General features: G+C 53.4%; 33 protein-coding genes. 32 read left to right on the top strand and 1 reads right to left on the bottom strand.

Annotation, left to right across the window (positions count from 1 at the left end; genetic code table 11):
- Positions 1-74 precede the first annotated feature (74 nt).
- A complete protein-coding gene (locus Q8W32_RS06795) occupies positions 75-260 on the top strand; it encodes a Cro/CI family transcriptional regulator (protein ID WP_305414260.1) in 186 nt (61 codons plus the stop codon).
- Positions 261-315: 55 nt separating this feature from the next.
- On the opposite strand, the gene Q8W32_RS06790 is transcribed toward Q8W32_RS06795, so the two are convergent.
- On the bottom strand, positions 316-954 hold the full coding sequence (locus Q8W32_RS06790) for an HIRAN domain-containing protein (RefSeq protein WP_305414259.1): 639 nt from the start codon (positions 952-954) through the stop codon (positions 316-318).
- A gap of 157 nt (positions 955-1111) precedes the next feature.
- Here Q8W32_RS06790 and Q8W32_RS06785 point away from each other — a divergent pair, with 157 nt between their 5' ends.
- The 31 genes from Q8W32_RS06785 (at position 1112) to Q8W32_RS06635 (ending at position 25788) form a co-directional block, all read left to right on the top strand.
- Positions 1112-1336, top strand: a complete 225-nt coding sequence (locus Q8W32_RS06785; RefSeq protein WP_305414257.1) for a TraR/DksA C4-type zinc finger protein — start codon at positions 1112-1114, stop codon at positions 1334-1336.
- Positions 1337-1621: 285 nt separating this feature from the next.
- On the top strand, positions 1622-2731 hold the full coding sequence (locus Q8W32_RS06780) for a DnaT-like ssDNA-binding domain-containing protein (protein WP_305414256.1): 1110 nt from the start codon (positions 1622-1624) through the stop codon (positions 2729-2731).
- 96 nt (positions 2732-2827) lie between these two features.
- On the top strand, positions 2828-3064 hold the full coding sequence (locus Q8W32_RS06775) for a hypothetical protein (protein WP_305414254.1): 237 nt from the start codon (positions 2828-2830) through the stop codon (positions 3062-3064).
- Positions 3064-3618, top strand: a complete 555-nt coding sequence (gene ssb, locus Q8W32_RS06770; protein ID WP_305414253.1) for a single-stranded DNA-binding protein — start codon at positions 3064-3066, stop codon at positions 3616-3618. The genes Q8W32_RS06775 and ssb overlap by 1 nt, the downstream gene beginning before the upstream one ends.
- 15 nt (positions 3619-3633) lie before the next feature.
- Positions 3634-4182 carry a hypothetical protein gene (locus Q8W32_RS06765; RefSeq protein WP_305414252.1) on the top strand — a complete coding sequence of 183 codons (549 nt, stop codon included), beginning with the start codon at positions 3634-3636 and terminating at the stop codon, positions 4180-4182.
- A gap of 8 nt (positions 4183-4190) precedes the next feature.
- Positions 4191-4793, top strand: coding sequence for a hypothetical protein (locus Q8W32_RS06760; protein ID WP_305414250.1), 603 nt, complete (start codon positions 4191-4193; stop codon positions 4791-4793).
- 388 nt (positions 4794-5181) lie between these two features.
- Complete coding sequence (locus Q8W32_RS06755; protein ID WP_305414249.1) at positions 5182-5382, top strand: hypothetical protein; 201 nt, start codon at positions 5182-5184, stop codon at positions 5380-5382.
- Between the two features lie 116 nt (positions 5383-5498).
- On the top strand, positions 5499-5738 hold the full coding sequence (locus Q8W32_RS06750; RefSeq protein ID WP_305414248.1) for a hypothetical protein: 240 nt from the start codon (positions 5499-5501) through the stop codon (positions 5736-5738).
- Entirely contained in the window at positions 5731-6189 is a 459-nt protein-coding gene (locus tag Q8W32_RS06745) for a hypothetical protein (RefSeq protein WP_305414247.1), read from the top strand. Before Q8W32_RS06750 ends, Q8W32_RS06745 begins: the two co-directional genes overlap by 8 nt.
- A 17-nt stretch (positions 6190-6206) precedes the next feature.
- A complete protein-coding gene (locus tag Q8W32_RS06740; protein WP_305414246.1) occupies positions 6207-6707 on the top strand; it encodes a hypothetical protein in 501 nt (166 codons plus the stop codon).
- The gene (locus tag Q8W32_RS06735; protein ID WP_305414244.1) at positions 6708-7064 is read left to right on the top strand and encodes an HNH endonuclease; all 357 of its coding nucleotides are present in this window, start codon (positions 6708-6710) and stop codon (positions 7062-7064) included. It abuts the gene before it with no gap.
- A 127-nt stretch (positions 7065-7191) separates the two neighbouring features.
- Positions 7192-7680, top strand: coding sequence for a phage terminase small subunit P27 family (locus tag Q8W32_RS06730; protein ID WP_305414243.1), 489 nt, complete (start codon positions 7192-7194; stop codon positions 7678-7680).
- Positions 7681-7686: 6 nt separating this feature from the next.
- On the top strand, positions 7687-9384 hold the full coding sequence (locus Q8W32_RS06725) for a terminase large subunit (RefSeq protein ID WP_305414241.1): 1698 nt from the start codon (positions 7687-7689) through the stop codon (positions 9382-9384).
- Between the two features lie 8 nt (positions 9385-9392).
- Complete coding sequence (locus tag Q8W32_RS06720; protein WP_305414239.1) at positions 9393-10706, top strand: phage portal protein; 1314 nt, start codon at positions 9393-9395, stop codon at positions 10704-10706.
- Between the two features lie 65 nt (positions 10707-10771).
- Positions 10772-11512 carry a head maturation protease, ClpP-related gene (locus Q8W32_RS06715; protein WP_305414237.1) on the top strand — a complete coding sequence of 247 codons (741 nt, stop codon included), beginning with the start codon at positions 10772-10774 and terminating at the stop codon, positions 11510-11512.
- Positions 11513-11607: 95 nt separating this feature from the next.
- Positions 11608-12849, top strand: a complete 1242-nt coding sequence (locus Q8W32_RS06710) for a phage major capsid protein (protein ID WP_305414235.1) — start codon at positions 11608-11610, stop codon at positions 12847-12849.
- Between the two features lie 86 nt (positions 12850-12935).
- Entirely contained in the window at positions 12936-13208 is a 273-nt protein-coding gene (locus tag Q8W32_RS06705) for a hypothetical protein (RefSeq protein WP_305414234.1), read from the top strand.
- A 10-nt stretch (positions 13209-13218) separates the two neighbouring features.
- The gene (locus Q8W32_RS06700; protein ID WP_305414232.1) at positions 13219-13635 is read left to right on the top strand and encodes a head-tail connector protein; all 417 of its coding nucleotides are present in this window, start codon (positions 13219-13221) and stop codon (positions 13633-13635) included.
- Between the two features lie 10 nt (positions 13636-13645).
- Positions 13646-13972 carry a phage head closure protein gene (locus Q8W32_RS06695; RefSeq protein ID WP_305414231.1) on the top strand — a complete coding sequence of 109 codons (327 nt, stop codon included), beginning with the start codon at positions 13646-13648 and terminating at the stop codon, positions 13970-13972.
- The gene (locus Q8W32_RS06690) at positions 13953-14429 is read left to right on the top strand and encodes an HK97-gp10 family putative phage morphogenesis protein (RefSeq protein WP_305414229.1); all 477 of its coding nucleotides are present in this window, start codon (positions 13953-13955) and stop codon (positions 14427-14429) included. Before Q8W32_RS06695 ends, Q8W32_RS06690 begins: the two co-directional genes overlap by 20 nt.
- Before the next feature lie 15 nt (positions 14430-14444).
- Positions 14445-14846 (top strand): DUF3168 domain-containing protein, encoded by a 402-nt coding sequence (locus Q8W32_RS06685; protein WP_305414227.1) that lies wholly within the window; start codon positions 14445-14447, stop codon positions 14844-14846.
- Complete coding sequence (locus Q8W32_RS06680) at positions 14843-15271, top strand: hypothetical protein (protein WP_305414226.1); 429 nt, start codon at positions 14843-14845, stop codon at positions 15269-15271. Before Q8W32_RS06685 ends, Q8W32_RS06680 begins: the two co-directional genes overlap by 4 nt.
- Before the next feature lie 2 nt (positions 15272-15273).
- A complete protein-coding gene (locus Q8W32_RS06675) occupies positions 15274-15612 on the top strand; it encodes a hypothetical protein (RefSeq protein ID WP_305414225.1) in 339 nt (112 codons plus the stop codon).
- A 35-nt stretch (positions 15613-15647) separates the two neighbouring features.
- Complete coding sequence (locus tag Q8W32_RS06670) at positions 15648-15956, top strand: hypothetical protein (RefSeq protein ID WP_305414223.1); 309 nt, start codon at positions 15648-15650, stop codon at positions 15954-15956.
- Positions 15957-15964: 8 nt separating this feature from the next.
- Positions 15965-18178, top strand: a complete 2214-nt coding sequence (locus Q8W32_RS06665; RefSeq protein WP_305414222.1) for a hypothetical protein — start codon at positions 15965-15967, stop codon at positions 18176-18178.
- Entirely contained in the window at positions 18178-18633 is a 456-nt protein-coding gene (locus tag Q8W32_RS06660; protein ID WP_305414220.1) for a hypothetical protein, read from the top strand. The genes Q8W32_RS06665 and Q8W32_RS06660 overlap by 1 nt, the downstream gene beginning before the upstream one ends.
- A 1-nt stretch (position 18634) precedes the next feature.
- Positions 18635-20986, top strand: coding sequence for a hypothetical protein (locus Q8W32_RS06655; protein WP_305414218.1), 2352 nt, complete (start codon positions 18635-18637; stop codon positions 20984-20986).
- A gap of 17 nt (positions 20987-21003) precedes the next feature.
- Positions 21004-21825 (top strand): hypothetical protein, encoded by an 822-nt coding sequence (locus Q8W32_RS06650; RefSeq protein WP_305414216.1) that lies wholly within the window; start codon positions 21004-21006, stop codon positions 21823-21825.
- Positions 21822-22325: a DUF1833 family protein gene (locus tag Q8W32_RS06645; RefSeq protein ID WP_305414214.1), complete on the top strand. Its 504-nt coding sequence runs from the start codon at positions 21822-21824 to the stop codon at positions 22323-22325. The genes Q8W32_RS06650 and Q8W32_RS06645 overlap by 4 nt, the downstream gene beginning before the upstream one ends.
- Positions 22325-22738 carry an NlpC/P60 family protein gene (locus tag Q8W32_RS06640; RefSeq protein ID WP_305414212.1) on the top strand — a complete coding sequence of 138 codons (414 nt, stop codon included), beginning with the start codon at positions 22325-22327 and terminating at the stop codon, positions 22736-22738. The genes Q8W32_RS06645 and Q8W32_RS06640 overlap by 1 nt, the downstream gene beginning before the upstream one ends.
- Positions 22735-25788 carry a host specificity factor TipJ family phage tail protein gene (locus Q8W32_RS06635; protein ID WP_305414211.1) on the top strand — a complete coding sequence of 1018 codons (3054 nt, stop codon included), beginning with the start codon at positions 22735-22737 and terminating at the stop codon, positions 25786-25788. The genes Q8W32_RS06640 and Q8W32_RS06635 overlap by 4 nt, the downstream gene beginning before the upstream one ends.
- Positions 25789-25848 lie beyond the last annotated feature (60 nt).

Genomic DNA, 25848 nt, shown 5'->3' with positions numbered 1-25848 from the left:
TTTAAAAGTTTGTAGTCTTAAACTTCAAAAGTTTGGTATTCTAAACTTATTGGCTTCTAAGACAGGACAGAAATGTGAACAAGGCAATGGTGATAGCTCACTACGGCTCAAAGACAAAATTAGCGCAGGCATTAAACATTACGCTTCCCTCAATCTCACAGTGGGGAGATCGTGTGCCTGAAAAACGAGCTATTCAACTGGATTGGATGACCCGGGGGGCGCTGCGTTACGACCCTGCCGCCTATGCCAAGCACCAATGATGTTCATGGTACTCGGCTTTTTGGGGGTCGGTAATGCCTGTTTGGGCATGGGTATTTATACAGTGAGCTTCACAGCAACAGCAGATGTTGGTAACGCGTTATCTGGCATTTGCAGGTCTTTGAGTCTGGCATGGAGACGTTGATGATGCAGCAGAAGCTCTTGGACGTGCTGGGTTGGTTGAATAACGCCAATTTTTACAGGCCAGTCGAGCAGACCAAACAGCTTTGGTACGAGGAGGTAGACCGAGGCGGTTTTGCCTTTTTTGTCCGCTTTGATCAGGCAAGGGCTGTCTGGCTGTGCATGTTTGCGAATGACCGTTGCGTGCTGGCCAGAGCTGACTTCTTTGAGGATGAAGTAGTTCTTGCGTTGGGCACTGCTGGTGGGTGGGACGTTGCTTCCGATCTTCGTGACCGAGATGGTTACTCGTGCCCATTCACTGTTGTCTGGCATGAACATGGAGTCGATCACGGCGCTGTACTGGACACCGTTATCCATATGTTTTGCATACCGTTTGGCCGTTGGGGCTTTCAGGTAGCCGATGTGGTGTTTGCCCATCATGACTTTGACTGCGTTTGGGTCGTGAGGGTTGTTGGGTTCTCGGACGAGCGTTGTGGATGCACCTGGCTGACAGTAGTCGCGCACGATCTGGCCGCGGCCTTCTTTGCTGGTACCGGCAACAATGTGGTTAGGCATGCAGACACTTCCTTGTTGAGTTGCAGTGATGTTGGCAGAGGGCGGTATGAATTTAAAGGTCTTTAATCGCGCTTGGATCGAGGCTGTTGGCGCGCTGCTGTTGTTGGTGTTGCTGATGTTTTGCGAGCCAATCGCTAAAAATTTGACGGGGTTAATTATGGCAGATGATGCCGATAGAGCACAGGTACTAATCGAGCAGCAGGAGGCGTTCCGTAATTCGTTACGCGCTCAGGCTGCCTCTGCCAGCATGCAGAGTGCGGTGTCTTGCATTGAGTGTGACGAGCCGATTCCGGAGGCGCGCCGTGCTCATATTGTTGGCGTTCAGTTGTGTGTTGAATGCCAGGCGGTTAACGAGGCACAAGCGCGGCGTTACCGATTTTGATCAACCACCGACTTGGGCGGTAACCCAGGCTTCGCGCAGCGGGCGGTCGTGGAGGACAGAAACAACACCCGCAGCTTCCGACTCGGTTCACCTTTTTCGGGTGCGGTGGCAGACAGCTGGAAAGACAGCCAATTCACCGCCGTAAGTGGTGTGTGATTGTTCCCGGTGCTGGGTTATGCACCATGCCGTTCGTGCCGCTGTGAAGCGTTGGGGCGGTTTCTTTTTCTGGCCATTGCGTGATGCCACGACGATGGTTTCCGGCTAACTGACGAGGCTTTTGCATCGATGCAGTTTTCAATTTATATCAATCAGCCACGAGCGCTTGAATGGGGCTTGAATTTCCCTCAGGCGGCGCTGTTCTCGTTTCTGTACGAGGCTCCCTGTTGGGCTAAGCCGATCGCGCAGGGTGGGGAGGTGTGGATATCGGTTTCGAAGGATAAGGTAATGGATGAATTGCCGTTGCTGACGGATAAACCCGATACCATCAAGCGCCACATGAAAGCCCTGGAGGCCGCAGGCCTGATTGTTCGCAAGACGTTGTTTCGTGGTAAGGATTCGATCCCTCTGTTTCGTTTGACGGAGAAGGCCAAGGGCTGGAACCGGCTGGATGATCATGAGGCATCTGAATTGTGTGTGGATAATTGTTCAGACAGGGAAAAAAATACCGATAGGGAAAATAATCCCGCCCTTGAATCTGATTCGGTTCAGTCGGGAAAAATTTCCCCAGAGACTGATTTAGGCCGGGATAATAATCCCGCCCCCCCGGGAAAAATTTCCCCACCCCCCCGGGAAAAATTTCCCGCCAATCAGCCTACCAATATTTATCCGTTAACCAATTATCAGCACAACAACGATATTGCGGCGGTTCGGCGTGATCGTTCCGGGGTTGCGATGACGGATGACTGGCAACCGAGTCCAGACACGCTGGCCAGAATTCAGCAGGCTGGTGTTCCTCAAGATTTCACGTTGGCGCTGGTGCCTGAGTTTCGGGTGTTCTGGCTGTTGGCTCCCGATCTACCTCGGTCTGGCAGCTGGGATCTGAGTTTACTGAAACACGCCCGCAGCCAATGGGTGAAGGCTCAGAGCCAGAAGGGCGCAGAGGCCAGAGCGCCGAAGTGGCAGATCGAGGATTTCGACTGGTCGAGCTGGAGCGCTCAGGGTGATTTCAATCCGGATCACGTCCGCCACTGGCTACAGGTTCGTCGGGCGGCGTGCAAGGTGGTGACTCAGGAGCTGGTGGATTCGGTGGCCCAGACGCTGGCCGATGCCGCTGACGATGCGTCGGTGACGTTCGGCATGGTGGCGGAAGATGCCATGTTGGCGGGCTGGATTAATATTCGTTACGAGTGGCTTGTGAAGCGGTTTGAGCCGTCATCAGGAGTGATTAACCAATGACTGACTCTGTAAACGATCCGAAATCAGATCCAACTTCGGTCAACAGCTTGGACTTTCGAACCGGGGGCTACGTCGTGAAATCGGTCAGGGGGTGGTATGAGTTCTGATTTGTTTTGTATGGGTCTCGGTGTGGCCACCTATTTTTCTACTTGTCTGGTTATTGGCTGGCTTTCATACCGGGCTACAGGGTGGATTCTGGTATCGCTGTTTGGCCGGTGGCACCGATTAAAAATCGTCACGGACGATGGCGAAGAGATCGTAATGGTTCGCGCCAAGTCATTGACGTTGGCCATAGAGAAGCTGGCAACAAAATACAGAAAAGAGGGGCGATAATGGGTCGCAGCGTTAACAAAGTGACACTGATTGGTACTCTGGGCCGAGACCCGGAAGTACGCTACATGCCGAATGGCAATGCCGTTGCCAACATGACGATGGCGACCGATGAAAGCTATAACGACAAACAAACCGGCCAAAAGGTAGAACAAACCGAATGGCACCGTTTGACCGTGTACGGCAAATTGGCAGAAATCTGCCAGCAGTATCTGAAAAAAGGTTCCAGAGCCTACTTTGAAGGTCGTTTGAGAACCCGCGAATGGGAAAAAGACGGCGTCAAACGCTACACCACGGAAATCATCTGTAACGACATGATGATGCTGACGCCCCGTACCGATCAGCCGCAGTCGGGTGGCCAGAATGGGTATGGTCAGCAGCCACAACAACCCCGTCAGTCAGCACAACAGCCCCAGCGGCCGCCATATAACCCAGTCGCTACGCCTCCTCCTGCCAATCAGCCCCAGGGCGCGTACTTGCATGACCAGCCATCTCAAGGCGGGTATCAGCATCCAGCAAACAATTTTGACGATTTTGACGACGACATTCCGTTTTAGCGATGAGGGTGGATTATGAAACCAATGATTGATACCAGGGCTGCGGCTCGTGAGCGGCTGGTGGCCATTGAACGTAAGTTACCCCTCCCGGTTGTGGTGTCCGGACAGCTGGTGGTGGGTATTGACCCAGATCTGGTGCAAAGCGGTGTCGCTGAAGTGCGTGGTGGGGAGCTACTGAGCCTGAATAAGCGCTCGTTTCCGGATCTGTTGGAATACGCCGTGGGGCTGGATACTGAACATGTGTTGTTCGTGGTGGAGGATGTCGAGACCGACAAAACGACCTATCACCGCGCTAAAACCAATGCTCGCCAGCATGCACGCATTGCTCAGAACGTCGGTCAAGTGAAGGGTGTTGCACGGGTCCTGGTGGAGTGTTTGCAGCATCGTGGTTTTCGTGTAGTGCAGGTGGCGCCGCTGAAGGGGCCTGCCAAGCGCCAAGCCAAGACGGACGCCGTGTTTTTCAATCGGTTAACTGGCTGGTCTGGCCGGAGCAATTCGGATACTCGTGATGCGGCGTTGTTGGCGTTGTATGGGGTACCAAAAGACAAGGCAATATCGGCTTAGGGGTGGATATGATCACGAGCATGTATTCAGCGCGTACTGCAATTTTGCAGGCGTATAGCATTAACCAACAATCATCAGGATTTGTTGAGTGTGGTAGTCGGCCGGCGGTCAGTAGTACGCATCGGATTGCGAGCCAGTATGAAGCTGGCAAAATCATTGCGGCAGTAGAGGATCAGCCGGAGCCAATGAAGGACTGGCTGCTGTGGTGCTACGGCCCCCCCACAATGGCTGTCATGCGTAGTATACAAGAAGGTGCGATTGCTGCGCTGGTGGATGCGCTGAATACTGCCGGCTTTGATGTGGCCCAAGAGATGGGCAAGCACCGCCACGCTGTTGCTGTTCGCGCTCAGCTATTATTGTATGTACATATGGATAATTATCGGGCACTGGCACTATCCGGGCATAAAAAGTACAGAAAACCCGCGCATCTTGATAAGGCCGTCCGTCGGCTCAGTGGCGGGGAAATCGGGTTGGATTTGCGAAACTACCACCGGGATTTTGGTGTACTGCCTGGAAATGTGGACAGCGCTTGTGGTTGGCTGGACTCAGTGACCCTGCCGACGGTGGCGGATGCTCTGCGCAGTGTCCGTCAGTTCCGTGGGGCTGCATAGCATGGGGGCGACAACATATCAAACCAGGGCGCTGCAGCGTCAGCAGTTTTGCCGGGATACATGGCGGCGTTGTGATGTGTGTTGTGGTAGTGGTATCAAATCGTCGATGTTGGCTAATAACCCCGACTGTGCGTGTATTCACTGCAACGGTATTGGATGGGTACCGCCGGACGGAGTGCCGTTATCGTTGGAGGAGGCGGTTTTGTTTTTGCGTGTACGGGTGGATCGATTGGCCAGTTACAACAGAATGTTGAAAAAAACCGCCACCCCGGTCGGTGATGGCAATCGCGGATATGGCCAAGGCAGGAATATGGGAGATTGATTGATCATCACTGGTGTGTTGGAATAATTTGGATCGCTGATAGTTACTTATTCAATGGAGATGAAAATGGAAGACGTTTATAAACAGGCGCTTGAAGCTTTGGCGGCGGAAGCCGTTGCCGCTGGTGTTAATATTAAAGAACTGACGGATTTGGCCGCTGTCAGGGTTATTGGCAATGAGAAATATGCATGGCTTTCGACGGGGGAAAAATCGAAGCTTTGTGATGTTTTGCATGAAACAGCCAAACTGTTTGATCAAGTAGATTAATGTTTGACTCATGACGCGGTTTTACTGATAATTTCCCAAGCTGGTAATTTTACGCCAGCGGTATTTTAAGGCCTCGCATTCGCGGGGCTTTTTCGTTTCTGATTCCCGGTTTTTTTATGGATTTCATCGACCTGCAAATTGCGATACCGGCATTAGCGTTGCTGGTGACAGTGATTGTCCAGGTGGCGGGATTCTCGAAAATTTTTGGTCAGATCAGCACCCGGCTGGATGGTCATGACGGTCAGCATATTCGGCATCAAACTCGTATCGATGAGCATCAAAAGATATTGAGCCGACATGATCGGGATCTCGCGATCGTGAAGTACAAACAAGAGGTTGAGGTTAGCGATGATTGATTTTGGCTCTCTAAATTATTTTGATACACACGAGTTTCCGGCGGGCGTTTCCGAGTTTTGCGACCCGTATTTTTTTGCCCAGCTGGACGAGTTCCGGTCCGCACTGGGCGTGCCTGTAACGCCCAGCCCGCTGGCTGGTGGTTGGTGGCGGCATGATGGCAGTGAGACTAGTCGGCACTTTGTCGGTCCTGCTGATGATCCTATACGTCTATCTGATGCCGGTGATGTCGTTGTGGATTGCTCGCCCATGTATGCAATGACGACTGCTATCCAGTGCGGATTCACTGGTATTGGCATCTATTACGATACTCAGATGGGTGGGAAAACCCGTCTGATGCTGCACCTGGACTGCCGACCTGGTGATCTGGTGATCTGGGAGCGCCGCGGCGGTGTGTACACAACGTTGCATCCTCGCGCATCCAGCGCAAAACCAGCCATTATCGGCTACTGAAAAAAGAGAATCTAATAATGATGAAACTCGAAACCGTATCGATATGGATCGCGGTCATAGCCGCGCTGGTCTACCCGCTGGTAGTTATGGCCGCTGACGCCGACCTGGTTGATGCTGTGGCCGCGCTGGCTGCTGCATCGAGTGCAGGCATACCCGTGTGGGGGCAAGTCATCATGGGACTGTCAGTAGCCGCCAGTCTCTTTACTGCTGTCACTGATCGGCCGGAGGGATCAGGTCTGTATGCCAAGATATACCGAGGGCTGATCGAGCCGCTGGGGTTGGTGATCGGCAGGGCTCGACAGCGAGATCTGAGTGAAAGCGCGGCCGATGTTGTGGATGCAATTGGTGATGCTGCGCAGTATGCGGTGTCGGATCGATCAACTCACGACACTATCAAGCACGTTGTAGAGACAGGGAAAGCCAAGGCGCTGGCGCAGAAAGATAGGTCGAAGGTAGATCAGGCAATGTCTGTGCTTGATACCGCTGGTGAGGTGTACAGCTTGATTAAGCGGCCGTAAATGGGATTCAAACCATGCGCTGCGGCTGGGTGTGGCAAGCTGCTGCCCAGTGGCCAGACGTATTGTGACAAACACAGGAAAGCAAAAGCAAAACAGGCCAATGAGGGGCGAGAGTCAGCTCATCAACGAGGCTACACGAGTCGCTGGCAGAAGGCTCGAGCAGGCTTTCTTCAAAGCCATCCGCTTTGTGTCCACTGCCAGCAAGAAGGAGTGATCATGGAAGCCACAGTTGTCGACCACATCGTGCCACATAAGGGCGACAAGACGCTGTTCTGGAATCGTGACAACTGGCAACCGCTCTGTAAAAAGCACCACGACCGCAAGACCGCCACTGAAGATGGGGGTTTTGGTCGTTGACCCGTCAGTCCGACGAAGGGGGGGTGGGTCAAATCTCTACAGTCCTGCCGCTACAGACCGTCGGCCTCAGTCGAATTTTTACGCCCGCGAAATTGAAAATTTTTCGGACTTGCAATGAGAATCAATTATGGCTGGAGGCAAAGGCAGAAAACCGAAGCCGACCGCAGCCAAGCAGGCCGCTGGCAACCCCGGCAAGAGAGCGCTGAACACAAACGAACCTGAGTTCACTCAGCTTCTCGACGTCGATCCGCCAGAGCACCTGCATAATTACCCGCACGCGGTTGAGTGCTGGGAAACTCACTGTCCGGAGCTCTGTAAAATTGGCGTCCTGAAAGTAACCGATCTTTGGAACCTCGAAGCCTTCTGCATGGCGTATTCCACGTGGCGTGAATCAAAGCTGCAGGCTCAACAGCAGGGCATTACGATCACCCAGGACAACGGCACCGAAAAGAAAAACCCGGCACTGTCCGCAGCCAACGAAGCGCTGCGCCAGATGATGTCGCTCGGTGCTGTGCTCGGCCTCGATCCGGCCAACAGAACCAGGCTGGTGGTACCCAAACAGAAAGATCAGAGCAATCCATTCGCAGAATTGGCGGGGCTTTTGGCCGGAAAATGATGAAAAATGGCAACATTCCACAACGTCAACGCGGCGAACAAGTACGCCAGAGACGTTGTTTCTGGCCGCATTCTCGCATGCAAGTGGGTGATTAAAGCCGCTCAGCGTCACCTCGATGACCTGAAAAAAGAGAAAACCAAGGCCTATCCGTATCGGTTTGACCGTGTTGCGGCCGAAGCGGTTTGCATGTTCGTCCAGCTCCTGCCGCACACCAAGGGCAAATGGGCCAGCAAACGTGAGTTGATTAAGCTGGAGCCGTGGCAGAAGTTCATATTCTGCGTGCTGTTCGGCTGGAAGCGCAAAAAAGACAAAGCTCGTCGATTTAGGGAGTTTTACGGCGAATTACCCCGAAAGCAAGGCAAGTCGGTGCTGGCTGCAGGTGCTGGCAACTACATGTTCACACTCGACGGTGAATACGGTGCTGAAGTCTACTGTGGCGCGACCACAGAGAAGCAAGCCTGGGAGGTTTTCCGGCCAGCCCAGATCATGGTCAGAAAAACGCCCGAGCTACTGTCAGCCTTCGGTATCGAGGTGAACGCCTCGAACATGAACCGACCCGACGACGGCAGTCGATTTGAGCCGATCGTTGGCAACCCCGGCGACGGCTCATCACCTCACGGCGCCATCATTGACGAATTCCACGAGCACAAGACGCCAGACCTGTACGAGACCATGGTCACTGGTATGGGTGCCCGTGATAACCCTCTGGTGTTCATCATCACCACGGCTGGTACCAATTTAGCCGGCCCGTGTTACGACAAACGCCTCGAAGCACAAAAGATGCTCGAAGGCACGGTGCCGAATGATGAGTTGTTCGCCATCATCTACACCATTGACAATGATGACGACTGGCAAAAGCCCGAAGCACTGCGCATGGCAAACCCGAACATGGGCGTTTCAGTGGGTGAAGACTACCTACTCAGTCAGCAGCGCAACGCCATCAACAACCCGTCCAGGCAGGTCATTTTCAAGACCAAGCACCTGAACATCTGGTGTGGTGCCAAGGCGCAATGGCTGAACATGGTGAAGTGGCGCGCCTGTGGTAACCCAGCGCTCGATATTGAAGATTTCCGCAATGATGAGGGCTATCTGATCATCGACCTGGCGGCCAAGATCGACATGTGCGCCACCATGCGCCTGTTCCGCCGTGAGATTGACGGTCAGCTGCATTACTACGCATTCCCAAAGTTCTATCTGCCGGAAGAAACGATCAATAACACCAAAGAGAAGGCAAACCAAAACGCCTATCAGCGCTGGGTTGCCTCTGGCCACCTGATGGCCATGCCTGGGTATGAAATCGACTTCAACCTGATCAAGGAAGAAGGCACGGCCGACTGTGAAGGCTTCAACATCAACGAAATTGTCTACGACCCATGGCGTGCAGCGCAGATGGCCAAGCAGTTCGAAACCGAGGACGGTGCCGTAACCGTCGAATACCGCAACACCGTCCAGAACATGACGCTGGCGATGAAAGAAATGGAAGCCGCAATCATGGCAGGCCGTTTCCACCATCCAGACGATCCGATCCTCAACTGGATGGCCAGCAATACGACCAACAAGGTCGACAAAAAAGAAAATTACTTCCCAGACAAAGAATCCAGCGAAAACAAAATCGACGGCATCGTGACGTCAATCATGGGCGTTGGCCGGGCGATGTATGAGCCGGAAGACGACAGTATTAACCTCGACTTTATCAACTGGTGATCCGCCACATGTGGCCATTCAAATCCAAAACCGCTCATCTTGAACAGCAGTTACAGGCCACTCAGGCCCAGCTGGCCGACATTCAGAATGCGGTCACTGTCACCAGTGGCGATGTTGAGTCCATGATGGATATGTTCCAAGTCAGTGGTAGCGCCAGCGGTGAACCGGTTACTCGTGACTCCGCCATGAAAGTCAGCACCGTTTACGCTTGCGTGCGCCTGCTGTCTGGCACTATTGCCAGCCTGCCGGGGCATGTTTACGAGCGTAACGGCCAGAACAAAGACCTGGCAAAGAATCACCCGGCTCAGAAGCTGCTGCACGACGAACCCAACGCCATGATCACCAGCGTGGTGTTTTGGGAGTGCGTGCTGAACCACATGCTGCTGGATGGCAATCACTACAGCCTGATTCGACGCAATCGTAACGGCCAGGTATTGGAGCTAATCCCATTGGCACCATGGCGCGTAGAGCCAGACGACGTGAACGGCCGTCTGCAGTACGCCGTCGTATTTGATGATGGCAGTTACCAGGTATTCGACCAGGACGATATCCTGCACATTCCGAATATCGGCTGGAACGGCAAAAAAGGCCTGTCGGCACTGCGTTCCGTCATGCTCAACAGCGTTGGTGGTGCTCTGGCAGCCGACCGCTACAGCGCCAGCTTCTTCGCCAACGACGCGACCCCGAGGGGGTATATCCGATTCGATCAGCCGCTGAAAGAATCCCAGGCAGAAGTCATTCGCAAATACTGGTTCGATCATCATCAGAACCCGGACAAGCGCCACCTACCTGCATTCATTCCGCAAGGTGGCGAGTTCAAAGAAATCACAATGAGCGCGGAAGATGCACAGCTGCTGCAAACCCGCTCGTTTCAGGTGGCTGATATCGCCCGAATTTTCGGCGTACCGCCGCACCTGGTGGGCCACATTGAAAAGTCGACCAGCTGGGGCTCAGGCATCGAGCAGCAGAACCTTGGTCTGCTGATTTACACCGTTCGCGTTTTGCTTTACAAAATCGAACAGGAAGTGAATCGCAAAGTCATCCGATCTGACCGCTACTTCTTCCGCTTCAACATCGATGGCCTTCTACGTGGCGACATAAAAACCCGCTACGAAGCCTACAAAACCGCACTTGGTGGTAACCAGATGCCGGGCTTTTTCACTATTAACGAAGTGCGCGAACTGGAAGACATGGCACCGGTTGATGGTGGCGATGTGCTGTATAAGCCGGTAACGGCAGGCGATAGCAGCTCAACAGGACAAACCAGCTCAGACGGCACCACAGAAACCGAACCAACACCCGCGCCACGGCCAACTTGGTGACATTGCCAGTCCCCGTGATCCAACCCCGAACCAACACCCGCGCCACAGCCAACAGGTGATACCGAATGAACATGAACCGACTGCTGAACCTTCTGCAGAACAACGCTGAACGTGGCCAAAAGGTCACCATCAACGCCGAAGCGGGCGCCGACACCACCCACGTCTACCTGTATGACGCGATTGGCGGCTGGTGGGGCGTAGAGGCCGAAACCTTCGTTAAAGAATTGATGGCCATCGACACCGCCAACATCATGCTGCATATCAACAGTCCCGGTGGAGACGTGTTCGACGGTCGCGCCATTGCCACCGCCATCAAGCAGCATCCAGCCAACATCACCGCCCAGATCGACGGCCTGTGCGCCAGTGCTGCCACCTACGTCAGCGCCGCCTGCAACAGTGTTACCATGGCCGATGGTGGTTTCTACATGATCCACGAAGGCTGGACGCTGGCGATCGGCAACAAACGCGACATGGATAAGACCCGTGCACTGCTAGCCAAAGTCGATGATGCGATTCTGAACGATTACCAGAAGAAAACCGGGCTTGAGCGCGACCAGCTCAACATCTGGATGGAAGAAGAGACCTGGTTCAGCGCATCCGAAGCCAAAAATCACGGATTTATCGACAGCATCCTTGACGATGAAAAAACCGACTCAACCAACAACCGCACTCGCTGGAATCTGTCGGCCTACGCCAACACCCCGGCAGCACTGGCAGCCAGCAACGAACCAGAACCAGAAATCGAAGAATCTGAACACCGTGCCCGCCTGAAACGTCAGGTGGAAGCTCTGGCTCTCGCCATTTAACGAAATCACAACCCGGTAGCGGCTTCCCGCCACCACATCCAACCCGCCAAGTGCGGGTTTTTTTGTACCTAAAAACGCCAAACGGAGACCCCAAGATGGCCAAATCTATTCAAGAACTGCGGGAAGAACGCTCTCAGATCGCAGCCAAAATGACCGCACTGGTCGAAAAGCCAGAAGATCAGTCGTGGACTGTCGATGACCAGAAATCCTACGACGACCACAAAGCCGCGATTGAAGGCATCGACAACCAGATCAAGCGCAAGGAAGAAATACTGAATCTGACCAGTGACCAGCAAAACCACGTTAATAACGTGGCCGAACAACTGAATATCAGCAATGATGAAGCAACTGCCCGCAACCTGAAGCTGAAAGCCTGCACCAATGCCTGGATGCGTGGTGGCGTTGAAGCTCTGACCAGCGACCAACGTACCTTCATGCAGAGCGAAGTTCGCCGCGTGAACGCGGCCATGGGTACACAGGAAGCCAATAATGGTGCTGCATTGGTGCATCGTGAGTTTGTCGCCCGCCTGTTGGAAGCTATGAAAGCCTTCGGCGGCATGCGCGCAGTGGCGACCATCCTGCCAACCGACACTGGCAACCCGATGGATATGCCTACCACCGACGCCACCAGTGAAGAAGGTGAAATTGTTGGTGAAAATACCACCGCAAGCTCTGGCGACATCGAGTTTGGCACCCTGTCTATGGGCGCCTTTAAGTACAGTTCCAAATCCATCGCCTTACCATTTGAGCTGCTGCAAGACTCTGGTATCGACATTGAAGCACATGTCATTAAACGTCTGGCTATGCGTCTGGCTCGCATCCAGAACAAGCACTTCACCATCGGCACCGGCACCGGCCAGCCCAAGGGCGTGGTCACAGCAGCGTCTGTTGGCAAGACATCTGCCAGCGCCACCGCCATCACCTTCGACGAACTGAACCATCTGGTGCACAGCGTTGACCCCGCTTACCGCGAATCAGGTGCCTGCAAATTCATGTTTAATGACCTGACTCTGCGCGACCTGAAAGACAAGAAAGACACCACCGGCCGTCCAATCTGGCTTCCGTCCATCAGCGAAACCGAGCCGGATCGCATTCTTGGCTATGGCTACCAGATAAACCAACAGATGGCCGATGTGGCCGCTAGCGCCAAGCCGGTCGCCTTCGGTGATCTCAGCCACTACACCATCCGCGACGTGATGGCGTTGATGATGTTCCGTATGACCGACAGCGCCTTCACGCTGAAAGGTCAGGTTGGCTTTGTTGGCTTCCAACGGGCCGACGGCAATCTGCTGGATGTTGGTGGTGCAGTCAAGACACTGCAGTGTGCTGCCTCCTGATCATTTTCCTGACACCAGGAACATGATCAGCAACCTGTAAGCCAGGCTTACAGGTTGCCAACCAATCACACCACGAGATCAAAACCATGGCGACCAAAACCACCGTATTCCGAGTGCTGTCCATTGCTTCCGTTGAAGGAATCAAATACCAGCCCAACATGCTGGTGCAGAACCTGCCAGATGACCAGGCCAAGGCACTGCAAGAGCGCGGCATGCTGTCCGACAAGACAGCCGACGTTAACTACTGCAAGACCGAACTGAACGCCGCCGTGCTGGATCACAAAAAAGTGCTGGCTGGCGAACAGAGCCTGAAGCCGAAGGCAAAGGCGGAAGACACCTTCACTGAAGACGACGCTTGAGGCCTGACACATGATCGACCTCGCTCTGGCGAAGCAGCATCTGCGCGTGCTGCACTCTCGTGAAGACGCACTGATTCAGTCTCTGATTACCGCCGCTGAACAGCAATTCACGCACCTGACTGACCGCGACCTGTACGCCGATAAAGCCAGTCAGGACGCAGCCCAGACGCTGATCGATAACGCACAGACGGCGCTGGACGTTGCCGCTGCATTGCCAGACGCAGACTCGGACGACATTGCCAGCCAGCAGGCCGCCATCGACTACCGTCAGCAGCGTATGGACGACTCCGTCACTCTGAATGAATCCATCACCAGTGGCTGTTTATTGCTGGTGGGGCACCTGTACGTCACTCGTGACATTGATGCGCCAGTTCCAAAGGCTATCGAATACCTATGGCAACCGTACAAGATTTACCGAATCGCATAGGGGCACAGCAGTGATCGGTATCCTCGACACCTACGCAACAATTGAGCAGCCGGTTCAGACACGCAACGAACTGAACGAAAACGAAACCATCTGGCAAGAGCTGGAACCCGTCTGGTGTCGTTTGCAGGCCGGTGCGTCAGGCGAGGGCAGTAGCAACGACACCCAAACCGTGACTGCCGGCTACACCGTTACAACGCATTACACGCCCGATGTGACTCAGGAAATGCGCCTGAACATCGACGGTACCCTGTACAACATCACCGCAGTTGATCATCCATTCCGGGCCAAAACCGTTTTGCAAGTGGAGTACACCAGTTATGGCAAACGAGCAGATTGAAGTTACTGGGCTGGATGAGCTGGACGCCAAATTCAAGGAAATCGATGTAATCACTGGTCAGCGGATATTGCGTGGCGCGCTGATGCGGGCATCCAAACCGATGCAAGAGCGAATGGCTGAAACGGCCCCGGAATCGACAGACCCGGTGTACCTTGGCAGCAACCGCAAAAAGAAGCAAAAGAGCAGTCTCAAAGAAGGCACCAAGCGCTGGTCTGAAAAGGCCAATGATGAAGCCAGCGCCACCGTCAATATCGGCTACCGCATGAAGCGTCATTGGTACGCTGGTTTACTCGAGTTCGGCACAAAACGCGTGGCGCCTATGGGGTGGATGCGCCGAGCTGCAGACGACCTGTGGCAGCAGGTCGCTACTGACTTCGGCACCATTCTCGCCAAACGATTCAAAAACCTGGAAAGAAAACAGGCCCGTGAAGCAGCCAAAAAAGCCGCTGGCAATTAACTCGGAACAGTAGCCATGCTCGAAGCCATTCTGATCGACATGCTGACCAGCTCGGCCCCGGCTGCAATTGCCAATGCCGTGGCCGATCGTGTGCATCCTGGTGTGCTGCCAGAGCGTTGTCGATACCCTGCTATTCGGCTGGCCAATATCAGCAACCCGATGGCAGAGCGCCGCAGCGATGGCACTCAGCACACCACCAAAACCAGCACCTTTCAGCTCGATGTGTACGCCAGAACGTATCTGGCCGCCAAACAACTGGCCGACGACATCGCCGAACTGCTCGACGGCTACCAGGCAACACACGACACCACCGTGATTCAACTGATTGCAGTCACCAACATTCGTCCCGGATGGGAGTCCGGCACAGAACATCATAACCACACGCTCGATATCACTATTCTCTGGAGTAACTCATGAGCACAAATACTAAAATTGGCGCTGGCAATACCGTCCTGCGTCGCTGGGATGGAACATTGGGTACTCCCGAATTTGTCGATGTCGGCACGTTGTATGATCCGCTGCCGGAACTCGATTTGAAGCGCGAAGAGAATGACGACACCCGTACCGACAGCACCTGGGGACGAACTCGCGCTGGTATCAAATCCGCGTCTGCACTGGCGTTCAAAATCAAGACAGATTCAGCAGGATTGGCTGGCATCCTGACGGATTTTAATTCTGGTGACGAAAACCAGTGGGAATACGTCATTCCATCGGAAGAAACTGAAAGTGAGACTACCGAAACCCTGACGCTCACCGCCTGGGTGTCGAATGTGAAAAAAGGCCCAAGCCTCAAAGACGAAACCTTCGTCACCTTCACTCTCAACATCAACGCGGTGGGCTGACCATGAAAATTAATCGCGAATTAATCCTCGCCAGCAAATTACGCTCCGGCACGGTTGCAGTGCCCGAGTGGGGCATTGATGCCCTGCCGATCCGTGAGCTCAAGGCCTTCGAATCGGCACAGGTAAATGAGGTCTACCGCGAATCCGGGGCCATTGCCAGTATGGGCAAGGCGCTGGAGTTAGCCGTCATGGATGAAACCGGTCAGCCAGTGTTTGAGTCCGGTGATTCGGATGCTCTGGTGCAACAATCACAGGCCGTTGTGCAGCGCATTTACACCGAAATCATGCGGCTGGGTGGTTTGGACGTGACGAACACGGACGAGTCCGAAAAAAAGGACTAGCCGGCAGTCCGGAGCTGCTGGCAGATTACCGACTCATGCACCAGCTGGGCATTCATTCGCACCACGAGTTGATGCAACTGCCAGCCATCGATGTTCGCCACTGGCGTCAATTTTTTGCCCTGGAACCGGCTGGATTCCATGTTGAAAACCAGCGATTGGGTCATGCCACCGCGACCCTGGTTAATTTTCTGGCTCGGTTAAAACCAGAGCACCGATTAACCGCGACCGATCTGTTTGCAACACCGGAATCACTCGAAGCAGACGCCAATCCAATGCCTGTTAGCGCCAGCGAATCACGAGCATTAGCAATGGCACTCAAAGCCGCGTTCAAAAAACCTGACTGAGTTTTCTCATGAGCATCAAAGCCAAAATTGCTAGCCTGGTGGTTGAGCTGAGTGCCAATTCAGCCACGTTCAACAGCGAGCTGAAAAAGAGCCAGAGCAATACGCACGACTGGGCTGAAGACGTCAAAAAATCCGCAAAAATTGGAGCGGCTGCGATTGCGGCCAGTGCTGCTGCAGGAGCGGCTGCGCTGACGGCGCTCACGGTTGAATCAATGGCTAATGTGGACGCCATGGCCAAACATGCCGACAAAATTGGCATAACCACGGAGGCACTGGCGGGACTTCGACACCAAGCAGAACTCAATGGCGTCAGCCAGAACAATCTTGATATGGGTCTTCAGCGCATGGTGCGCCGTGTAGCTGAAGCGGCGCAAGGAACAGGGGAAGCGGTATCGGCACTGGATGAACTGGGGTTGTCAGCTAAAGAGTTGAACAACCTATCGCCAGATGAGCAGTTCTCGCGAATTGCTGCAGCCATGGGCGACGTAGATACTCAATCGGACAAAGTCAGACTGGCATTCAAGCTGTTTGATTCTGGCGGTGTCGGTCTTGTTAACGCCATGCGTGGTGGTCCAGAAGCGCTGGCCGCCGCAGCTGAAGAGGCCGAACAGCTTGGTCTGGCAGTATCTCGTGTTGATGCGGCAAAAATTGAAGCCGCTAACGATGCGGGTGACCGAGCGGCAAAAGTCTTTGATGGCCTGGGCAACACGCTTGCGGTAGCTATTTCTCCGGTGCTGACTGCCATTAAAACTGACTTTGTGGAGTCAGCCAAGGCGTCCGACGGATTTAAAGACACGGTAGACCAGGGGATGCAGCTGGCCGTGATGGCCGTGGGGGCGGTTGCCGATGTAGTGAATGGACTAGAGGTTGTTTGGAAGGGGGCAGAGTTGCTGGTGGCGACATTTGTAGCCACCGCCGTGCAAAATCTACTGACGGTACGCGATGGCGTACTGGATCTGATCAACATCATTCCGGGTATTGATGTACAAGCAGATAGGAATAGCGGCTTGGCGCTCTGGGCCAAAGTCTCCAGTGACCAGGTTGCAGAACTTACAAAAGAACTGAATGCAGCTGCAATGGCCCCACCACCGTCTGAAAAAATATCAGACTGGTATCAGCGAGTCACCGAAGAGGCTGAAAGAGCCGGCGAAGAAGTTGCCAAAACGGCAACTCTATTGGCCACTGGAGGCTCAGAAAAATCTGGAACAACCATCAGCGACAAACTGATTGCTGATCTTGAGCGTGTCAGCAATGAAATGAAGACGCAGCAAGAGCGCATTGAAGAAGCGTACGCCAGCCGCCAGTCGATCATTGAAAGCTCACTGCAAAGCGGCCTGATCAGCGAACAGAAGTACCAGCAGCTCAGCCAGCGCAGTGAGGCAGAGCATCAGGCAGCACTCGCGTCTCTGAAAACATCTGGCATTAATGATCAGCTGATAACAGACCTGCAAAGCGTTGAATCTGAACTGCAAACGCAGCGAGAGCAGATACAAGAAACCTACGCTAGCCGCCAAGCGATTATCGAGGATGCGCTACAAAACGAACTGATCACTGAGCAGAAATACCAACAACTCAGCCAGCGAAATACTGCAGAGCATGAGGCCGCACTCGCGGCTCTGAAAAAATCCAACAACGATATGACACTGGCCGATTCATCGGATTTTTTTGGCAATATGGCCACGATGGCAGAAGCCGGGTATGGCCAGCAAAGTAAGCTGTTTAAGACCATGGCGACGGCCAACGCACTGGTAAAAACCTACGAAGGGGCGACCAGCGCCTATGCGGCATTAGCACCGATCCCTATCGTTGGACCTGGACTAGGGATTGCCGCGGCTGGAGCGGCAATCACCATGGGTATGACCAACGTGCGTGCAATTAGCGCGGTTGGTATGGCTCATGATGGGCTCGACGAAGTGCCCAAGACAGGCTCGTGGATACTGGAAGAGGGGGAGAGGGTCACCACAGCCAAAACTTCCGCCAAACTGGATGCAACACTGGATCAGGTTCAGCAAGGTGGCACTGGCAACACCTACGTCACGGTTCATAACAACGCCGCCGGCACTGAAGCAACCACAACCGAAACCACCAACGGTCTCGACCGCTACGTTGACGTGATCATCCAGAAAGCGCAGCAAGCCGTTGCTAAAGACATTTATGACGGTGGCGGTGCGGTGAGCCGGGCCGGTGAGGCTCGCTACAACTGGCGGCGAGGGGTGGCCTGATGATCAGCTATCCAGCAACACTGCCAGCTCCAACCCGCGACTATTCGTTGACCATCAACAACAGCGCCATTCGCACGCAAATGGAATCCGGCCGCTATCGCCAGCGCCGTCGATTTCTCGACTCCGAAAACACGATTTCGGTGAAATGGTTATTCACAGACGCCGAATTCCAGCTGTTCGAAAGCTGGACGTTTCACGCCCTGGACGGCGCGACCAGCTGGTTTGAATGCCCGGTGGTGTCTGGTGGCGGCGTGACAACGCACCAGGTGCGGATTCAGTCAGGGTCACTGCAAGCGGCGCTCAATCGAGACGGAGGCTGGACTGTGACGGCAGGGTTGGATGTTGAGAAAACCAATCGCATGACAGACGACGCTATTTTCACGAGTTTGAACGGCATATCAATTACAGACCTGAGCAATCAGGTTGTCGCAACGATCAACGAATACGGGGGATAACATGGCGACGAACGCGTTTCAGGCGCTGGAAGACCTGCAGACAGCCATTAACAATCTCAATACGATCATTCAGGGCGGAGAGAATGACTCTGTCATATTGGATGGGGAGAGTGTTCCCAGCGTGAGGAAGTCGATTGCGGATGCGTATGACGAAATTAAAGCCATGGTCGAAGGTCAACTCCCATACAGATATCTTGCAGACCTGGTTCTTTTTGGGGAGCCTGCTGTAGACGAAAATGGCAATTATCCACTCGCCAGGGTTTTTGATGATGGTGAAGATAACGGTTTATATTTCTATGACGGTAGCGCCTGGGTTCGGTCAGATTATGACCCGGTTGGGGATCTCAGTCTTCTTGTTGACGATATTAATGCAAGGACCGATGGTATTTTTGACGATGTCGATAATCGCACCGCTGGATTGGAGTCAGAGGAGTTAGCACCGGAGTCGGGTTATGTGTTTGCAATCACCGATAAAACAACAAAGCGAGCCCTCTTGGCTATACGAAAGTCCGACGGCAAAATTATTGGAAAATTTCAGGTTGATGGCTCATCACTGAGCGAATCGCTGGTAGAGGAATTGTTTGCTAACAGTCGTGCTCCAATAACTGTTCCTGCACACGAAAGTCGATCCGTATCCGTTAGTACCGGAGTTAAAACGCATCGGTCAGATGTGGCATTTGCATGGGTGCCATTTGCCAGCTATGAAACGTATATGATTTCAGGGGTTGACGATTTTTCGCATCAGTTTCGACGTCGCACATTGAGACCGGTTGCGAACAGATATGTCGGCACTTGGTCGCCGGGATTGGTTCAATCATCTGGGGAGCTGATTCGACGAATCGATCACGATGATAATTTGCCCGATGCGAGTGATTACAACGCTGGTGATTATATGGTTTTCCGGCGTCGAGGTGGAGGGAGTCGTGATTTCGGGGGTACGATTGGAGTTTTACAACAGGGGGATCTGTTAGTTTCAGATGGCGTTGACTGGATACCACAATACGCCCCAACAACAGATGGCGCGTCTCAAATACAAGCCTATGGTTCTTGGTGGCGGGTGTCTGCCGCGGGTTGGTTCAGTTGTGTGTACTACGATGTTGACGATGTAATCCTTTCATTTGGTGGCTCATATTACAAGGAGTTCGCTAAGCGGATGCCTGGTGATTGGATCAACTGGGGAGAGATAGATGCCAGCGTGGGGGTCGCACCATCTAGCCCGTTGGAGGAATCCTGCTGGCAAGTTTCCAGCCCAGGCACAATAGGTGGTATCGAACTAGAGCTGGATGATTGGTTGATCTACATGGGTGGGACATTTGGTGTGGTCAAAACCGAACCTGTCCTGACGTTTCCATCGGGTCAGCCTTGGGTATTAAACTGCTATGCAAACGCGAACGAATGGGAAGCACGTCGGCCAGAAAAGACCGGTCAGGTATATTTTAGTGCCAAAACGCCCGTTAGGTTGGATGATCAGTCCGACTATACAGATAGTGTTGTCCTGTATGGGGATTCGATGACCGACTATATAAAAACCGATCTGGCAGCTGCATTTGGAGCTCGCCCATTTTATACGGCGGATATTGGCGCATCTCTGGATGACAGCGAGGGCAACAACAGCGCAGGGTCACAAGAAATATTGGATCTAATGCGACACGACATTCGGACCGGAAATCGATTCAGTGGACAGTTACACTTATCGTGGCTGGAGCAGAACGGGGAGCACTGGGAGACAGGAGCGTATGTCCACGCTGAGATGCGCGAGCTGCTAACAGCCAATTCAAAACGATACGTACCAATCACCGTATTAGGCCGTCGCCAGATGACCTGGGATGGCTCCAGATTGGTATGTTACTGGCAGGAATCACAATTTAATAACGATTCAACCGGCGATGGAGCTGATCTGGTTTTGTTGAACCACGCTATTCGGGAAATGTTCGGGGATCGTTACATCGACTGCCGCGCAGAGTTATGTGATCGCACTATTAGCACTCTGATTGACCCGACATACCCTGGCATGACTGAATCTGAAGTAGCCACAACGTATGGTGTAGTGCCCCTGTCATATTATTTCAATTATAGCTCTGTCTCGTGGTCCCCAAATGATCTGACGTATATTGGTACGTGGAACGATACGGCGTTACCTACAGGTGGTAGTGATTTGGAATACTATATTAGGACTGGAGAGGGGGGTATTGACAATAATACGGACGACGTTGGACATATTATTGTCAACGAATCCGGTACTTGGGTCGAATACACAACGGCGGGTTCTGGAGTAGTTCATTTATCGCATGGGGATGGTAATGCTCATTTAAGTGCAGCAATTGTCGAAAAAATCAACGAGTGGGGCTATTAAGCATGGGAATTAATATTATGGTAGAAGCCATTGACTCTGAAGACGATTCAATGCCGTTGGTTGCCAATTCAGCTTTGATAAATTCAGGATCGTTGTTGTTGGTTGATATGATGCACAGCATGAATGAATTAGACGGCGTACCTGTGGACGGTGACTCTATAACTAATATCGCAGCGCCACAATTAATGGAGCTGACGAGCAGTAATAGCTCGGATGCTCAGGCCATTTTTAATACCAATGCTGAGAGTACGGACATGGTATTAACACGTACTGAGGATGGTGGTCTAGCTGCGGTTGTTAGCCAGATAACTGATAGTTTGGGGCGATATTCTATCATTACTTTCCCACTCGCGTTGCGTGAATACATTCTGGAAAATCCAAATCATTCCTATTACTTGGGTGTGATTGAGAATATCTCGAATGTTGCGATTTACGAGAGCGGGACTCAACCTATCGAGGCCGGCATTTACAATAACTCAGGAGCTACTTCCAGTCACCTCGTGATGCTTCAACACGGACTTGCTCGTCCATATGGTACTCAGGACACTGTTCTAGGGCAAAGACGGTGGCCATCAGAGTCAACGACAGGTCCAAAATATGTCAGTGTTGGTGCCAGCGCATTCCGAGGGAGTGTTCCGGAGGAGATAGATGACCTAATTGCAGCATTTGTATGGGGCGGATATAGATCAATGGGGGGACCCTCATTGAACAGTGCTAGAAGTAGTATTCTATATCAAATTTACTGTGAGGATCTTACAGTCAGCGGTAATTCATATTCAGACGTTGATACAGCTCAATACAGTTATTTTACCTCAATATTTGATGTTGGCTCAACATGACGAGTAGCTACTCCGCCGCAATCAAAGAGGCCTACGCCGTGGCTCCATCAAACATTGTCACGCTCGATACAATTGAGCTGACAAACCCATCCGGTGGTGACAGTCTGTATCTGGTACAGCAGCGATCGAGTGTAACAGCAACGCTGGAAACCGGCGTCACCGTCGAGTTTGATGCAGTGCCGTTCCGGTTCAGTTTGCCCGCCGCTGGCGAGAATGGGCGTCAGGATCTGACGCTGGCAATCGACAACATCGATCGCCGTGTGTCGGATTTCGTCAATGCGGCAAAATCCTACTCTGAGCCGATTCGCTGTATTTACCGTCCATATCTGAGCAACGATCTGACCCGGCCGCAAATGGACCCACCGCTGTCACTCAAGCTGACCAGCATCACCGCGACCGTCGTTGAAGTGCAGGCTAACGCAACGTTTGGCGATGTGCTGAATATGCCGTTCCCATGCGAGCTCTACACTCGTGCCCGGTTCCCTGGTATTGGTAGCTGATGCACCATTGGGTTATGGATCACCTGGGCAAACCGTGGTTGGCTGGCGCCAGAGGCCCGAACGCATTCGACTGTTGGGGCTGGCTGGTCTGGTGTTATCGACAGCATCACGGCATCGATCTGCCGGTCTGGGCTGGTGTCGACCCGAAAGACAAGCGGAGAGTGTCAGGCATCATGCTCGACAGCACGGAACCCGGGTCAGACTGGATTGCAACCACGGCCCCAGTCGATTTCTGCGCCGTGGCGCTGTCGCAATCAAAGATCATCCATCACGTCGGCCTGTATCTGGCCATCGATCGCGGCGTTGTCGTCCATGCCTGTGATGGCAAAGGGCTTATTGCACAACCCGTTCATCAATTGCCCGCGTCTGGCTGGCGCACAATCCAGTTTTACCGGCATCGAGCACTGTCATGACCGTCCACATCATCGAGATCAGCAATCCGTTCGAGCCCTTTAAAGACACCGCCAGGCACACCATGCCCGCTGGTGTGTCGGTTCGCGGGTGGTTGCAACAGCAGTACCCAGGGTTTGTTGAGTTCGACCGGCCAACCATCTGCATCATCAACGGTGATCCGGTTTTGCGTGCCGATTGGGATCAGCCATTAAATGACGGCGATATCGTCAATCTGGTGGCGGTGCCGGGTGATCCGGTGACAACAACAATATTAGTCGCGGTTGTCGTCGGGGCGGCAGTAGCCGCGATTGCCATGTCGATGATTCCCGACCCGAGCACGCCCGGGGCAATCCCGGAGGCAGATCCGGTTTATGCGTTAACCGGTCAACGCAATCAGATCCGGCTGATGCAGCCAATCGAAGTGGCTTATGGCCGCGTTCGCGCCTGGCCGTCTTATGCTGCCCGCTCTTACAACTCATATCGCGATAACGACCAGTACCAGTATCAGCTCTTTTGCGTCACGCAGGGTCAGTTTCAGATCGAGACTATTTACATTGAGGATACGGTGGTTGAGTCGTTCCAAGACGTCGAAACGGATATTGCTCAGCCGGGAGAAACGGTCACCCTGTTCCCGGACAACGTCGAGACATCAACCGAGGTTGCAGGGCTAGAGCTTTACGGCCCGAACGAATCCAGTTATGAGTCTTGGCGCGAGTTTGTCGCCAACAGCTCAGGCACAAGAACAACACGGTTGGAAGTGGACGCGACGATATCGACTGGCCTGTATTACGCAAATGATGATGGCGGTCTGAATGAACGCACCATTACGGCTGAGTGGGAGTATCGCCAGATTGATGACAACGGCAATGCCGTTGGCACCTGGGCCAGTCTGGCCAGCTTCAGCAAAACCCTGAAAACCGTAACGCCACAGCGTTTCACTCTGACTAAAACAGTTCCGAGTGGGCGTTATGCGGTCCGTGCTCGTCGCACAAATGATGCCAGCGACAGTCACAGAGTTGGCGACACTCTGTTGTGGTCGTCGCTGCGGGCGTTCATGCCATCCACAAAAGATTATGGCGATGTGACCATGCTGGCGGTAGCTGCCAGAGCAACAAACAACCTGAATGACCAGTCGTCAAACCGTATCAACGCGGTCGGCACGCGTATGCTACCCATATGGGACAAAACCACTCGCACCTGGTCTGCACCCCAGCCAACACGCTCGATTGTATGGGCCTTCTGCGATGTGTTTCGGTCGGCGTATGGCGGACGCATGGATGACAGCATGCTGGATCTGGATCACCTGTATGATCTTGACCTGACATACTCCAGCCGTGGCGAGTATTTTGACTGGATTTTTGATTCAAAAGTCACGGTTTGGGAGGCAGCAAAAACCATTGCCCGGGTTGGCCGGGCGGTACCCATCATCTCCGGATCAGTCATCACTCTGGTGCGTGATGAGCCTGCAACGCTGCCGGTGGCCATGTTCACTCATGAGAATATCGTCTCCGGGTCGTTTTCGTGGGATATCACACTGATCGACGACAGCGATTACGACTCGGTGGAAATCGAGTACACAGATCCATCGGGTTGGACTCAAGAGACAGTGCAATGTGTTATGCCGGACCGTGCTGGGGATTATCCGCAGTCCATCCAGCTGCCAGGCTGCACAGACCGGAGTCATGCCTACCATGAGGGCATGTACATTGCTGCCCGAGATCGTTACATCCGTGAGACGTTCACATTCCAGACGGGAATGGAGGGACACATACCGACGTTTGGTGACCTGATTGCCATCACGCACGACTTGCCGCGGTGGGGTGCTGGTGGATTTGTTGAGTCGATCACTGGGCGAGCGGTTGATGTGTCAGAGCCAGTCTCATTTACCACCGGTAACCATTACCTGGTGTTCCGCAAAAAGGACGGCAGCGCCACTGGCACGTATCTGGTGACGGCTGGCGATCACGATCAGCAGCTGGTGCTGACGACAGACTTGGAAGATGAGCTGTTTTTCAGCTCTGCCACCGAGCCGCCCATGTTTATGTTCGGAGCGGCTGATGCTTGGTCAAAGCTGGGCAAAGTGGTCAGCATCAAGCCCAGTGAATCTGATAGCGTCGAAATCACAGCAGAAAGCTATGAATCGATTGTGCATTCATTCGATTCGCTGACTGCTCCAGATCTGGACAGCTCAGCCAGCCCGCCGAGCGTACCGGCACTGCCGACTGTCAGCGGCCTGAGTGTGAGCCAGTTGCCGGACACCCTGACCATGGTTCAGGTCAGCTGGTCACCGGCGCTGGGTGCAACGTCATACGTCCTGCAGCAGAGTACTGATGGCATTGCATGGACACTGGTTGAGCAACTGACTGGCACGACGTACACCCTGCCTATCATCAAGGGTTATCTGTATTTGCGGGTAGCAGGCGTCAATGTGGGCGCTGGACCATGGTCAACGTGGGAGGGCGAAGTGGGTGTTACTGTTGGTGCTCCAAACGATGTTATCGGCCTGCAACTGCAAACACCGTTCGTGGGCACATTCTGCAAGGTCCAGTGGACGAGTGTCGTTAACGCGACGTCGTATCGGGTCCGGGTGTATCGGGACGCTGGCGTGACATTAATGCGGACTGTTGATGTGAGTGGCCTGTCGTACACGTACAGCATCGAAAATGCGCGGGAAGACGGATCACCCAGCCGCAGCTTGCGGTTTGAGGTAGTGGGCGTTAATGCCAACGGTGAATCTGAAACTGCAACGGTGCTAGACGTTCAGAATCCGGTTCCGGCAACGTTGTCAGGCATCTATTCAGAAGTGTTCACTGATACAACTGATGCGGTCACGCACACCGTTGGCTGGACTGCATCCTCAGACGTTGATATCGATGTTTATCGAGTATGGGCAAGTGACACGAGTGGATTCACGCCCGGGGGCGGTACGCTGGTTTATGAAGGCTCAGCAAGCCAAGGACAGGTTATCGTGGATAAGGTGGGCGGAGTAGCGCCAACGTACTACTGGCGAGTGGCGGCAGTCGATATCTGGGGTGATGATGTGAACCTCAGTGCAGAGCAGGTAATTTAGCCTGTTTGTTGATCCATAGCTGAGTGTCGTAAACTGACACTCAACATGAAATAGGGTGTC

Origin of the sequence: Oceanobacter sp. 3_MG-2023, assembly GCF_030688925.1 — a bacterium.
GTDB lineage: Bacteria > Pseudomonadota > Gammaproteobacteria > Pseudomonadales > Oceanobacteraceae > Oceanobacter.
Note: the sequence above shows the minus strand (reverse complement) of the source record. Positions and strands in the feature narration are given on the sequence as shown.